Here is a 14,083-nt window from a genome sequence, read left to right on the forward strand (position 1 = left end):
TGACATAGAAACAGAAGAAAATGAAGTCAATCATCATCATAGGATACATGGGCGCCGGCAAGACAACGGTCGGCAAAGCCCTCGCCAAAGACCTTGGCGTTATGTTCTACGATCTCGACTGGTATATCGAGAGCCGAATGCGCAAAACCGTTAAACAGATCTTCGACGAAGTTGGAGAAGAGGGATTTCGCAAGATAGAGCACAATATGCTACACGAAGTGGCAGAGTTTGAAAATGTAGTGGTAAGTTGCGGAGGAGGAACACCATGTTTCTTCGACAATATGGACTACATGAACCAACTTGGCGAAACGTTTTACCTGAAGGCATCTCCAGAAACCCTTCACGCTCATCTGAAGATGGGCAAAGGCGTACGCCCTCTGCTGCTCAACAAAACACCGGAAGAGGTAGACAGGTTTATCCATGAGCAGCTGAAACTTCGAGAGCCTTACTACGAGAAGGCAAAACACATCATCGATATCAACGTGATGGACAATTATGATAAAATCAACGCTATTGTTCGGCAGATCAGAGACCTGCTGAACATATAGCCGTATCTAATAAAGTAATATATAATAAAGGTAACAAACAAAACTGATTTCCAGCAAGCAAGATTAGAAAATGAAGAAATGGACTATTGAAGACTCGAAGGAGCTCTACAACATCTGTGGTTGGGGTACTTCTTACTTTGGCATCAACGACAAGGGTGATGTCTATGTAACTCCATGCAAGGACAACACACAGATAGACCTGCGCGACATCATGGACGAGTTGGCATTACGCGACATCAACGCTCCCGTACTGCTCCGTTTCCCAGACATCCTCGACAACCGCATCGAGAAGACAGCCAGCTGTTTTCAAAAGGCAAAGGAAGAGTATGGATACAAGGGAGAAAACTTTGTCATCTATCCTATTAAGGTGAACCAGATGCAGCCGGTCGTTGAGGAGATTATCTCTCACGGCAAGAAGTTCAACCTCGGACTGGAGGCTGGCTCTAAGCCTGAACTCCACGCCGTCATCGCCGTACAGGCACAGAGCGACTCGCTCATCATCTGTAACGGCTATAAGGACGAGAGCTACATCGAACTTGCCTTGCTGGCTCAGAAGATGGGCAAGCGCATCTTTATCGTAGTAGAAAAGCTCAATGAGCTGGATATCATCGAAAAGGTAGCCAAAAAGCTCAACGTAAAACCAAACATCGGTATCCGCATCAAACTGGCTTCTTCAGGCTCAGGCAAATGGGCTGAAAGCGGCGGCGATGCATCTAAGTTCGGCTTGACCAGCGCAGAACTGCTCACAGCCCTCAAGAAGATAGACGAGATGGGATTCCACGACTGTCTGCGCCTTATCCACTTCCATATCGGAAGTCAGATTACCAAGATTCGCCGCATCCAGACAGCTCTCCGTGAGGCTGCCCAGTTCTATATTAGCCTCCACAAGATGGGCTACAATGTAGATTTCGTAGATTGCGGTGGCGGACTCGGTGTAGATTACGACGGCACCCGCTCTTCAAGCAGCGAGAGTTCCGTAAACTACTCTATCCAGGAGTATGTAAACGACTGTGTCTATACATTCGTAGATGCAGCCAACAAGAACAATATCGAGCACCCTAACCTCATCACCGAGAGCGGCCGCTCGCTCTCTGCCCATCACTCAGTCTTGGTTATCGATGTCTTGGAGACAGCTTCCCTGCCAGAAATGCCTGAGGAGTTTGAGGCGAAGGAGACCGACCACCAACTGGTGAAGGATCTTTATGAGATATGGGACAACCTGAATCCTCGCAACATGCTGGAAGACTGGCATGATGCCGAGCAGATTCGCGAAGAGGCCTTGCAGCTCTTCTCTCACGGTATCGTAGATCTGAAGACCCGTGCAGAGATTGAGGCAATGTACTGGAGCGTGTGCCACGAGATCAACAATCTTGCCAAGCACATGAAGCATGTACCTGAGGAGCTCAGAGGATTGGATAAGATTCTTGCCGACAAGTATTTCTGCAACTTCTCTCTGTTCCAGAGCCTGCCAGACAGTTGGGCTATCGACCAGCTCTTCCCTATCATGCCTATCCAGCGTCTGAACGAGCGTCCTACCCGCAACGCTACCTTGCAGGACATCACCTGCGACAGCGACGGAAAGATTGCCAACTTCGTTACCGACGGACATATCGGCAACGTTCTTCCTCTTCATCCATTGAAGAAGAACGAGCCATATTATCTCGGTGTATTCCTCGTTGGTGCCTACCAGGAGATTCTGGGCGACATGCACAATCTCTTCGGTGACACCAATGCTGCCCACATCTCTGTAAAGGACGGCAAATATTGCATCGACCAGATATTCGACGGCGAGACCGTAGAGGAGGTATTGGATTACGTACAGTACAATCCGAAGAAGCTCGTCCGCCAGTTGGAGCAGTGGGTAACCAAGAGTGTGAAGGAAGGCAAGATTTCGCTCGATGAGGGCAAGGAATTCCTGGGCACCTATAGAAATGGTCTCTTCGGATACACATATCTTCAGTAAGTGAAGAGTGAAGAACGAAGAGTGAAGAATTCAATTGCTTTAACTCATCATAAAGTTCAATTTTCAAAGTTCAAAGTAACAAGATGGAAAAAGTAACAGTAGTAAAGGTAGGCGGTGCCATCGTTGAAGACAGCGAGCAGCTGGCACAGCTCTTGAAGGATTTCGCAGCCATTCCTGGCAAGAAAGTATTGGTACATGGCGGTGGCCGCCGTGCCACTAAGGTAGCCGCAGCCCTCGGCATTGAGAGCAAGATGGTAAACGGCCGCCGCATCACCGATGCAGACATGCTGGAAGTGGTAATAATGGTTTATGGCGGTCTGGTCAACAAGAACCTGGTTGCCAAGCTCCAGGCTAACGGCGTGAATGCTCTCGGTCTGACCGGTGCTGATATGGACGTAATCCACAGTCACAAGCGTCCGTTGAAGGACGGTATCGACTTCGGATTCGTAGGCGATGTAGAGCGTGCCAACGGCAAGATGCTCCAAACCCTGATTAATGAAGGCATTATTCCAGTGATGGCTCCATTGACCCATGACGGCAAGGGCAACATCCTCAACACCAATGCCGACACCATAGCCAGCGAGACTGCCAAGGCTCTGGCTCCTTACTACGATGTGACATTGATATATAGTTTTGAAAAGAAAGGCGTGCTCAGTAATCCTGAGGATGACGACAGCGTGATTCCAGTGATTACCCATGCCGATTTTGAGAGATATAAAGCAGATGGTACCGTGGCAGGCGGCATGATTCCTAAGTTGGAGAATGCCCTTGCAGCCATCGATGCTGGTGTGAAAGAGGTGATTATCACCCTTGCTACCGCCATCGACGGAAAGCACGGAACGGTGATTAAGTGAAGAACGAAGAGTGAAGAGTGAAGAATTCATCACCTTTTTTTCTTAACAAGAGTTAAAAATAGAAATAATTTAAGATTGGTTGTAACTTTCTTATAACATAGTCGTCATTAATTATAGAGGAATGAAAGAAATCAGTTTCCAGAACGATGTTTTGCCGCTGAAGAACAAACTCTTCAGGCTGGCCCTTCGCATTACTCTCAACCGGGAGGAAGCGGAAGACGTTGTGCAGGATACGCTGATTAAAGTCTGGAACGCCCGCGACAGATGGCAGGAGCTTGACTCCATCGAGGCATACAGCCTCACCATCGCTCGCAACCTTTCGCTCGACCGCATCAAGAAGATGGAAAATCAGAATGATTCGCTGGAAGAGCAGAATACAGAAAGGTTAGACGAAAACACTTCCACCCCCTCCGAAAGGATGATTCAGAAAGACAAACTGAACATCGTAAAGAATATTATCGACGAGTTGCCTGAAAAGCAGCGCAGCTGTCTGCAGCTTCGAGACATCGAAGGAAAGTCCTACAAGGAAATAGCAGACATCCTCTGCATCACGGAAGACCAGGTCAAGGTGAACATCTTCAGGGCTCGTCAAACAGTCAAACAAAGATTTCAACAATTCGACAGATATGGATTATAAGTACATCAACCAACTTTTGGATCGCTACTGGAAGGGCGAGACTTCTCTCGAAGAAGAGGAGATTCTCCGTGCATTCTTCAGCCAGGACGAGTTGCCTGCCGAGCTGAAGCCATACCAAGCGCTCTTCTCTTACGAGATGGGCGAGGCTAAGCAAGAGGCGCTGGGTGATGACTTCGACCAGAAGATGATGGCGATGATTGAGGATGAATACACCAAGAAGCCTAACAAGGCAAAGGTCGTTTCATTGACAGAGCGCCTGAAGCCTCTCTTCAAGGCTGCTGCCGTGGTAGCTATCATCCTGACATTGGGCAATGCAGTTCAGGTTCCTTTCCAGAACAATGGCAATGATTCTGTTGAAAACGTAGGATACATCAAGAGTGGCAAGGGCGTGTCCGTAGCCATGGGAGATTCTGCTTCGGTTGATTCTATGCAACGCACAGGCATCGATCAGGTAAGCACTCCAACAACGTCTCCAACGTTATTAAAGTAGATTATTTCTATGCTTTCTCTATAAAAAAATCATGTTTAGTAAAACAATTCTGAAGCTGTGAAGTTTCAATTCTCTCAAATTTTTCATAACATACTAACGTAATAGGGCTGCCAGGATGTACTGGCAGCCCTTACTTATTTTATAAATTTTGCACGCAAGCGTATGATAAAGGATACACAAGTGGCTCAATTTATTGCCACTGCGAGGCTTCATTTAAGCCTCCTTCCGGTCATCATTGATGACTCTTACTAAGCTTAATATAAGCCACTTAACCTATTATCAAGAAGCATCTGAAAGGCTATTTACCCTAATGGGGGTTAACAGAGTTAACAGTTAACAGCCCAAAATGCCTACTTTCCCCCCACTCACATATAATAATATGTATATATATTTATATATAATATAAGGTATGGGAGAGGGGGAGGATGCAAAAAACAGCTGTTAACTGTTAACCTGTTAACCCTTTGCCCCTTTTGTTAAATAAAATAACTCACTCTAAATTGGGCTTTGATTGAAAATCAAGAAGTTGGGCGTTTGCCTATATTATATAGGTAACAATATGGAAACGAGCGGACTTCTGCTCGTTTCTGTATTTTGCAATATGCAAAGAACGCCTCAATTCGGGGACAAAGATACGATAAATTTCTAAATATCCCATAACACGCTAGGAGAAATTTATGGAATTTAGAACTTTTGCATAAAATCTGATGCTTAGCAACACAATATGCATCCTAAAACAAACAGCAGGTATTCGGATATAGTTTATCCGAATACCTGTTGCCATAACGTTTTATTGCTGACGATGATTCTGACATCGGCTTTCATGTACTGTTGCAATATTGGGGTATTTTGTCCCTGTGTGCTCACAGTGGCTGTAGCCATAAAATAGTTGCCATCTTCCCTATGTATGAGTTTGGCATTATGGCTTATGATATTGCAGTTATAAGATGCATTGTCGTTGCCCTCGAAAGAAACATGAGCTGTCCTTGGCTCATCGAAAAGATGCAAATACTTAAAAAATCTTAAAGCATTCTTTATCCCCGATTAAATATCTTACCTTTGCAATCGAAAGAGTTCTTTGAATGGTTATGCAAATCACAGCAGGATGCTACATTCTGTATATTTCTAATTCGTAACCTCTTCTTTTTATGAGATAAAAACTTATCTCATTCTCAATTACTTATAAAAAATAAGTACTTTTGATGAAAAAACTCTTCAATATTTAGACTTACTGACATAGGGCTGTCATAGAAGACGCTATCTTTGTATCAAAAAGTATTAAACTTAATATTATAGAATATGAAAAGATTATTTTTATGCTCATCATTTGCTGATGTTGCTAATCTATTTGTCGATTGTGCCAAAGAAGATTTGCAAGGGAAAATTATAGCTTTTATACCAACTGCAAGCCTTACAGAACCAATACGATTCTATGTAAAAAAGGGGAAAAAGGCTTTAGAAGAAGCTGGAATGATTGTTGAAGAAGTCGAGATTACCCAACTGCCCAAAGAGGAAATATCTTCTATATTACATAAATGCGATTATATCTACATAACAGGTGGAAATACATTTTTCCTTTTGCAAGAGTTAAAAAGAAAAGGTGTTGATAAAATTATATCTAAACAAGTGAAATTGGGTAAACTGTATATTGGGGAATCTGCCGGAGCAATAATAGCCTCTCCCGATGCAGAATATATGAGAAGTGTGAATTTTGATCCAATAGAAAAGGCTCCTGAATTGAAAGACTGTACTTCTTTAGATTTGGTCGATTTTTATACGATTCCCCATTATGGAAATTTTCCATTCAAGAAAAAAGGTGAAAAGATAGTTCAACTATATAATGAGAAGTTGCAGCTTATTCCTATAAGTAATAAACAAGCTGTTATTATTGAAGATTCAAATATTCAAATTAAAGATGCAAAATGAATAGAATAGACCGTATTTCTGCTATATTGATTCAGTTACAATCGCACTCGTTAGTGAAAGCACAGCAAATTTCAGAACGTTTTGTAGCATAGACGAGATGCCAAGAAAGCATATCAAAGCAGAATGCAGCAACAAGAACGGTTGGCAATTCGTTACCTCAAAATCGGACAATCCTCCCAATGTCCTTATTATAAAGGGATAAAGATTATATTCCAAAATTACACTAAATAAATGAGAGGGGAATGTATTAAGTTTATTTCCCTCTCATTTAGTTTAGTTAGTTTCCAGAAACTTTATTTTGAGCTTTTCATAGCACGTTTTATGCGATTTGATTCTTGCAAAAGCTTATTGGCTATACTATCTTTATAAGTAGCCATTTCAACCATTTCATGATGATGGCGAATAGAATCCTCGTAGGCAGCAACACAATTTCTTACATCATCTATAACTTTCTCATTTCGACAAACAGAAAAATGCTTTTCGATGTAACTAACATTCGGGTCATCGGATGGAAGCACCATCTTCAATGCCCTATACTTCAAGTCTGCCTCCTCCCAATCTTGGTGCTCTCGCCATTGGGTGAGATTACCCCAAATGGAGAGGACAAGAGATAGAGCCAAGCCACCTGTGAAAAGAAGAACATTCTTTGAGGTTGGCTCGAAGCGATGGGTTACAACCTTCTTTTGAGGTGATTTGTTCATTACTTCAAGTTTATCTTGCAATGTCTTTGAGAAAACATCATTCCCTTGTCTCATCTGCTTGACTGCATCAACCAAGAACTTGCTTCGCTGCTCATTTTTGCCAAGTTCAACCTTAATAAGGTCAGCAAAAACAACAATGGCATCTCTTAATTTGGATATTTTACCTCTGACTTCCTCTTCCTTGGTAAACATCGCATTGATTGACTTATCCAACTTGGTTATGTCATTACTTGCAGGAACGGTTTCTGCTCCTGCGTTCTTTGTGGAGGAGAAAGTTCATCGACTTTCTGCTCCAATCTCTCAACTGTGCCGTAGATGGCTTCCAATAGTTCTTCTTTCATGTTCGATTCTATTTTTAAGTTTGTAACTTACATCAAAGGCTGAAGCCCTTTCTGCGTTTCCTCTTTTTCTTCTTGGCGGATTCATCCTCTGGGAATGGCTCATAAGTTTGGGCATTAGACGGAGCGAACAAGCCGATCGCAATTTGCGAGTGTTAGTCTTGCTCTTGTCAGTTCCATAAGTCAATCCATACCTGGATTTTAGAGCCTTGGTCACCTGCTCATTACGCCTGTAATCATTCCTGTCTGATAAGAGTTTGCTCTCATTGTTGATGCGGTTATACACGATATGACAATGTGGATTGTCCGTGTTGTGATGCCTTACGATGATGAATTGGGTATCGGTGATGCCCATCATCTGCATGTATTCAATGGCTATTTTAGCCATGAACTCATCCGTCAAACGTGTTTTGTCCTCTAGTTTGAAGCTCAATGCAATGTGTCCCACAGGCTTCTTAATCCTTGGATTTAGCTGCCTCTGTAGCTCGAAACTTTGCGTTATCTCGGCATTTGTGCCGAGTAACACACCATCCGAGGCGATGATTTTCGCCTCGTCCTTGCCTGTAACATAGCGGATGCAACCACCAAATGAGCTGCCCTTCTTTAGCTTGCCTATCATGTGGTATCCTCCTGTCTGCCCATACTGCTTGGCTTCGGTTTATAACTTGCTTGGCGATACTCGCCAAGGATTTCTTTCAATCTTCTCAACAAGTCCACCACATATACATGGGTTTCATGGAAACCTCTCTGATGCGACAGCTTGGTAAGTTGGTTGAGGTTGTTCGCCATGCCGATGAGATTCTTGGCGATGGCTACCGTCTCTGCATTGTGTCCGCTGACCACCTCGCCGTTCAAGGTGGACTCACGGATGTACTCCGCCAACTTGCGGTTGGCTTTTCTCGCCCTCAGTCTCAAAGCCTCGTAGCTTGGCTTCGAGAACTTCACCGTGACAGACTTCGACAGCTTGTGAATCCTGCCTGTGGGCGGTCTTCCACCCTTTTTCCTGTTCTGTTTCTGTATGCTTGTCATTCGATATACTGTTTACAGTTGGTACACCCACTTTCTGCGACCGTCGGGAGCAAAATTCCTCCGCCCTCATGGTGGAGCGAGGCGTTTTGGGGTTCCCAAAACATAACCTCGCTCCCTCTCAGAACACGTTAGTTGGAACTACAGCCTTTCAGCTATCCACGTCCAAGGTCGCAGACCTTAAATTCTCACAATTTGCGCCAAGCCTCGAAGTCCTCTTCATAAAGGCTTAGGTGGTGGCGCACGATGTTCTCGATGATGCCCGATACGCTCATGCGTCTCCCTCCGAGGATGCGGACGACACGATCAAGACGGTCTCGTACATCGGAACTGACGAAGACTGGCTTGCGGTCGTCAATCCTTGGAACTTGGAGGAAGGTCTGCTGATACTCCTCCAATGTCGCCTTGCGCTGCTTGCCACTGATGCGCTTCAGCGGATTCGGTGGCGATTGAGCCTCGTTCGTTGTAGTTTCCTCTCTATAGGGAGTTGTTGCAGCAACTTTCTCTACAATTGCTCTCAACTCTGGGTTCTCTACATCATCATAGAGAGAATTACAACTACTTGGATTGGCTTTGTTGCCATACGTAGATGGATTAACAAAATCCAAATACTCTTTTTCCATCAGCTCCTTTTGCTCAGGAGTCAAGACTGCATCTTTTGTTCTTGCCATAGCTTATGCTGTTTTATTTGTTAGTATAGTGGTCACGGTTTGCACCATTGACCGATTGTCGGGTGCAAAGTAAGTGTACTGAGTGCAGCCATGCAACTGATTGGGTGTAACGTGGCAATTTAGTTGTGGCTGGCTTATTTGCATACCGAGATAGTTGTGAGAACTTCAACGTATTTCTCAACTCATCATTGTTCATGTATTCGTTGCAGTCGCGCAAGTTTTTCTTGTTGTTTTTGGCGTTATCCCGTATATCCAGCTTGGCGGAAAGATACTCTATCGCGAGTCCGACATTCAGAAGATTCTGATGGCTAACTATCGTGAGGCGTACAGAATGAAGGGCTTGTAGGAGAAATACATGTCCTTGATGAGTGGAGTGAAATGAACAAGGCGACAACGTATAACTTACCGAGCGTGGCTGTTATAGGTTGTCGCCTCATTTTATTGGCTATACCGAGTTGGTCGTGTTTGCCGAGTGTTCTCCGTATGGTCTGTATAAAATCTAATACCATGCTAAAACACTGCGGTGGCTCGCCCAAGTGGCTGGAGGCGCAAAGCCTCCAAGGAACGTTGCATGATGGCTTAGCCATGCCATTATTTTTTGTCCTTTTCTCTTTTGGCAATGAGTTTGTCCATGTCGCTTGAAATCTTCTGCTCCGTCACCTGCGCATAGACCTGTGTGCTTGTAATGTCTGCGTGTCCCATCATCTTGGCTATGCTGCCGATGGGAATGTCCTCGTTGAGCATCAAGACTCCGAATATATGGCGGCTGGCGTGGAATCCCAACTTATTACTTATGCCAAGCACCATTCCAAGGGTATGCACATCAAGATAGATGTCTTTCTTCTCACCCAGTGGAAAAACAGGCTTGCTGTCGTCCGTGGTATTGTAGAGCGAAAGAATCTTCTCGGCTATCGGATGGAGTGGCACGAAGAACTCCACGCCTGTCTTCTTTCTTTCCTTGCGGATGAACTTCCTACCCTCGGAGTTCTCACTGATATGGTGAGGGTACAGTTTCTTTACATCTATATAAGGAGGTGAGCGAGGCAAAAATGAAACATCTGCGTGCAAGCTCCGTTCGCTCGTCAGCCATCGGGGTAGAGAGCATCTTGATGAAGTCTGCCTTGCTGATATGGGTCATCTTCGGGGCTGCCTTCTTCTCATACCCTATCTTGGCTATGGGATTGAAGCGGATAATGCTCCTGTCCACTGCCTTGTACATCAACATGTTCAGCCAGAGAAGGCAATGGTTCACGTAGCTGTCGATGCGTCCCTGGTCTCGTTTCAGGAATAGCTTGTATTCCTCCCCGATGAACTCAGCGAGATTCTTGCGAATCTTTCTGTAACTCCAGACACTGCTCTTCGACATATCTATGCTCTCATGGGTGCTGAGTTCACTGATATGCTCGTCCACGAAGGAGAGAAGGGTGGTCTGTGTCTTGACGCTGCCTTGCAAAGCCTCCTTGACATCCTTAGCCTCGAAGTCCGTTCTCTTTTCCACAAGCACATCGAAAGCCTTTTGGATGGAAAGCAACAACTGCTCGATGTCTTTGTTGGTTTCCACGGCTTCCTTGCTCTTGCCCTCCAATCGACTGGCACGAGGATTCCAAAGCGATGGAGTGCAAGACAACTTGCAGGAGAACTGTGCCATAGTCCTGTTCACCGTGATGCGTCCCATGATGGGAGCTTTTCCGTTCTTGTCCATTCCGCTCTTTTTTAGGTAGAGCAACACCTTGAATTTTTCGATTTTCACAACGCTTACATTTTGAGTGTGCAAATATAATCATTTTGTAAGCGTTCCTTGATACGCAAAACATTGAGAATCAGCGCAATAAAATCCGTTGATGCACAAAGTTGCCTTTCCGCATTGTTACCTGCTTTGCATAGGTAACTGTGGCTCACGATTTAGTAACTGAACTACTTCAATATTCCTCACTCGCTTGCTTTATGCCGATTTGGTAACTTTGTGCAAATCTACTCATTCCCAACTGTTTACGTTCCAACCTCTCTTGTTCTCCTTTGGCTGCTTTAGAGCTTTATGTTAAAAAATCTAACTCATAGTTTTCTCCTCCAGAACTCACCGTTTCTCGGTGCAGAAGTCATCGTTTTCTTCTTGGGAATACATCGCTTGCCGGATAGAAATCCTTGCCATTACTTGTCATTTCATGCTAAAAAAATAACACGGACAAATTGAATTTGTCCGAACGTTCATAATCTACTGATTATTGGGATGTTACAAGCCTCCAGACAAACAAACCGGACAAATTCAATTTGTCCATGTTATTTTTTTCTGGCGAAATCAGCCAAATCGAATATAAGTTCTATCATCAAAGCTCTTATTGCCCTCTACGATGCCCTTGGTGGCGATAAAGGAATGGATGTTCTGAGGGTCATTGGCAATCTGCTCTGCCAATGCCGCCTCGCTCGCTGCCAAGGTTGGCTTCAGGAACGGATAGCCATCGCTCGCCAATACAATCTCGGAGGAAGAGACAGAAATTGTACCTGATGCAGAAACGGAGTCTGAGCAGGAAACAGGATTTTGAACAGAACTGGAATCTGAAACAGAGACAACCTTCACTCCCTCCCGATAGATAGGAAATCCATCGATAACCGTATAGGTCTGGTTCTGCCCGGAAAGCATCGCCTCGATCAATAATGGCTCTATCTGCTTTCTAGCCTCAGCAGGCGAAAGGCCCTGCTCTATCAACTCTACCCTCTTACGGGCAATCTTCTCCTCATAAGGCTTGCCGTTCTCATAGAGTTTTCCATCGATGATTGCCTGGCAATCGCCCACCATCCAGACTTCATTCCTTGTCCGGCTATAAAGGATAGCCGAGGCGGTAAGCCGCTCTTCCGGATGCTCCTTCAACCGCTCTTCCACTCCTAGCTTTTCATACACCTTATTATATATATAGGCTGTCACGCCCTGGCAGAAATCATCTACCGAGGCATCTGCTTTCAACTCCTCACAAATATACTCCGAGATAAGCATCATGGCGTATCTTCCGTTCTTCATATCAGGATTGAGATGCTTCGGCGTCTTGCTTGTACTGCCATCAATCACTGCGATGAAATCATCGGTAACTACCATTCCATCCTCACAAGCCTCAGGGCTCTTCTTTCCTATGATACTGCTTTCTATTATCTTCATTGTATTTATTGTCCTTTTTAAAAAAACACCCCAAAGGTACTTCTTTTCTATGAGACGACCAAAGAATATGCAAAGAAAAGCAGCAGTTTTCTTATGTTTGGAATGTCTTTAGCCCTGACTTTTGGATAAAAACAGCCCTCTATTGCCTTGACTTTTGGATAAAATTAACTGTTTTTAGCCTTGACTTTTGGATAAAATCTGTATCTTTGCACTGTAAATCAATAAATTAGCACAACATGACGTATTACAGAAGAAATATAGATCAAAAATTATTGGAATGGAAAGATTCCCCACGCCGCAAGCCTCTCTTAATAAGGGGTGCAAGACAAGTGGGTAAATCATCTGCCGTCAGACATTTTGCCAAGTGTTTCAAATACTTTGTTGAAGTAAATTTAGAACGCCAACCTTCTATCCGTCAGCTCTTCACAAAAGATATAGACGTGAAACGTACCTGTGAAGACATCAGCGCATCAACTGGCATCCCAATAGTAGCAGGCAAAACCTTGCTCTTTATTGATGAAATCCAAGTAAGCCAAGAAGGCATTATGTCGCTTCGTTACTTCAAGGAAGATTATCCTGAGTTGCATGTCATAGCAGCAGGCTCTCTCTTGGAATTCACCTTAGAGGAACTCCCTTCATTTGGAGTGGGCAGAATACGCTCTTTGTATATGTACCCATTCTCTTTCGATGAATTTCTTTTGGCGCAAGGGTTGGATTTAACTATAGATTATAAGCGAAAAGCCACACCAGGAGCCCCCATTCCAGAGGCAGTTCATAATAAGCTGGTGAATCAACTGAAGACATTTTACCTGGTTGGAGGTATGCCTGCGGCAGTAACGGAGTGGATAGAGACAAACAGCTATCTGGAGTGTTCTCATGTACATAACGACATTCTTGATACCTATCAAGATGATTTCTCTAAATACAAGTCACGTATCTCCCCACCCCTGCTAAGAAAGGTGTTACGTTCTGTAGCCTTGCAGGCTGGAAGCAAGTTTGTCTTCAGACAGGTGGATAACAAGCTACATTCTTCTGTCATAAAGGATACCTTGCACCTACTAACGTTGGCTGGTCTAATCAAGCCCGTTACCCACACCGATGGCAATGGTCTTCCGTTGGGTGCAGAAGAAAACAATAGCTACACGAAGTATCTCTTTCTTGATTTAGGTTTGATGCAAACGATGCTCGGCACACCTGCTGCCGACATCCTGTTATCCTCAGATGTTGATTTCGTGAATAAGGGAGCAGCCTCCGAAATGTTTGCTGGTTTGGAACTGATGAAGGGACATGACTGCTTCCAAAAGTCAGAAATGTACTACTGGCAGAACTTGAATCGAGGTGCTAACGCTGAGATTGACTATATCGAGGCTATAGAGGGAAAAATTCTCCCAGTAGAAGTCAAGGCTTCCACAAGAGTAAGCATGCAGAGTTTGTGGCTTTTCATGCGCAAGAAAAATCTACATCATGCCATACGCACTTCCTTGGAAAACTTTGGCAGATTTGAATATATCGACAAGGATGCAGACGATGCTGTGCGCCAAGTAGATGTCATTCCCCTCTATGCATTAGGCAATCTATACAAATAAAGAACATCTACTCAGGACCTCCTAAGGTAAGAATTTTAATAGGCTTCAAATGCCATCCTAACAGCATTTGAAGCCTAATATATTTACTTTTCAAGGGGTTTCAAGGTGAACTTCGATTCCTTCAACTGATAGCTATGGTGTTGTATCCTCTTCAAGCCTTCATCCAACTCCTCCATGTCGAAATGGATGAGGGAG

Annotated in this window: 10 protein-coding genes and 4 pseudogenes; 8 read left to right on the forward strand and 6 right to left on the reverse strand. The window is 44.2% G+C overall.

What is annotated here, in order from left to right:
• Positions 1–20: 20 nt before the first annotated feature.
• The 6 genes from RCO84_RS12605 to RCO84_RS12630 all read left to right on the forward strand — a co-directional run bounded on the left by RCO84_RS12605 (position 21) and on the right by RCO84_RS12630 (position 6,418).
• Positions 21–548 carry a shikimate kinase gene (locus RCO84_RS12605; RefSeq protein WP_317585278.1) on the forward strand — a complete coding sequence of 176 codons (528 nt, stop codon included), beginning with the start codon at positions 21–23 and terminating at the stop codon, positions 546–548.
• A gap of 70 nt (positions 549–618) precedes the next feature.
• Entirely contained in the window at positions 619–2,511 is a 1,893-nt protein-coding gene (speA, locus tag RCO84_RS12610) for a biosynthetic arginine decarboxylase (protein ID WP_117587635.1), read from the forward strand.
• An 83-nt stretch (positions 2,512–2,594) separates the two neighbouring features.
• Positions 2,595–3,365, forward strand: coding sequence for an acetylglutamate kinase (gene argB / locus RCO84_RS12615; protein ID WP_317585280.1), 771 nt, complete (start codon positions 2,595–2,597; stop codon positions 3,363–3,365).
• Between the two features lie 121 nt (positions 3,366–3,486).
• A complete protein-coding gene (locus RCO84_RS12620; RefSeq protein ID WP_119229705.1) occupies positions 3,487–4,002 on the forward strand; it encodes an RNA polymerase sigma factor in 516 nt (171 codons plus the stop codon).
• The gene (locus RCO84_RS12625) at positions 3,992–4,492 is read left to right on the forward strand and encodes a pyruvate ferredoxin oxidoreductase (RefSeq protein WP_117695302.1); all 501 of its coding nucleotides are present in this window, start codon (positions 3,992–3,994) and stop codon (positions 4,490–4,492) included. Before RCO84_RS12620 ends, RCO84_RS12625 begins: the two co-directional genes overlap by 11 nt.
• 1,299 nt (positions 4,493–5,791) lie before the next feature.
• The gene (locus RCO84_RS12630) at positions 5,792–6,418 is read left to right on the forward strand and encodes a Type 1 glutamine amidotransferase-like domain-containing protein (protein ID WP_004315354.1); all 627 of its coding nucleotides are present in this window, start codon (positions 5,792–5,794) and stop codon (positions 6,416–6,418) included.
• A gap of 293 nt (positions 6,419–6,711) precedes the next feature.
• Here RCO84_RS12630 and RCO84_RS12635 read toward each other — a convergent pair.
• The 4 genes and pseudogenes from RCO84_RS12635 to RCO84_RS12650 all read right to left on the reverse strand — a co-directional run bounded on the left by RCO84_RS12635 (position 6,712) and on the right by RCO84_RS12650 (position 9,154).
• A pseudogene (locus RCO84_RS12635) lies at positions 6,712–7,460 on the reverse strand (hypothetical protein).
• A gap of 130 nt (positions 7,461–7,590) precedes the next feature.
• A pseudogene (locus RCO84_RS12640) lies at positions 7,591–8,076 on the reverse strand (relaxase/mobilization nuclease domain-containing protein); the annotation flags it as partial.
• Entirely contained in the window at positions 8,073–8,486 is a 414-nt protein-coding gene (locus tag RCO84_RS12645) for a plasmid mobilization protein (RefSeq protein ID WP_317585281.1), read from the reverse strand. The gene RCO84_RS12645 and the pseudogene RCO84_RS12640, both read right to left, overlap by 4 nt.
• A 185-nt stretch (positions 8,487–8,671) precedes the next feature.
• Complete coding sequence (locus RCO84_RS12650; protein ID WP_317585283.1) at positions 8,672–9,154, reverse strand: DUF3408 domain-containing protein; 483 nt, start codon at positions 9,152–9,154, stop codon at positions 8,672–8,674.
• A 235-nt stretch (positions 9,155–9,389) separates the two neighbouring features.
• Here RCO84_RS12650 and RCO84_RS12655 point away from each other — a divergent pair.
• Positions 9,390–9,500: pseudogene (locus RCO84_RS12655) on the forward strand (helix-turn-helix domain-containing protein); the annotation flags it as partial.
• A gap of 245 nt (positions 9,501–9,745) precedes the next feature.
• Here the strand turns inward: RCO84_RS12655 and RCO84_RS12660 are convergent.
• Positions 9,746–10,904, reverse strand: a pseudogene (locus tag RCO84_RS12660) (site-specific integrase).
• 546 nt (positions 10,905–11,450) lie between these two features.
• Positions 11,451–12,302, reverse strand: coding sequence for a hypothetical protein (locus tag RCO84_RS12665; RefSeq protein WP_317585285.1), 852 nt, complete (start codon positions 12,300–12,302; stop codon positions 11,451–11,453).
• A gap of 236 nt (positions 12,303–12,538) precedes the next feature.
• Here RCO84_RS12665 and RCO84_RS12670 point away from each other — a divergent pair, with 236 nt between their 5' ends.
• Positions 12,539–13,888, forward strand: coding sequence for an ATP-binding protein (locus RCO84_RS12670; protein WP_317585286.1), 1,350 nt, complete (start codon positions 12,539–12,541; stop codon positions 13,886–13,888).
• The last annotated feature ends 195 nt before the right edge of the window (positions 13,889–14,083 follow it).

Source organism: Segatella copri (assembly GCF_949820605.1).
Classification (GTDB): domain Bacteria; phylum Bacteroidota; class Bacteroidia; order Bacteroidales; family Bacteroidaceae; genus Prevotella.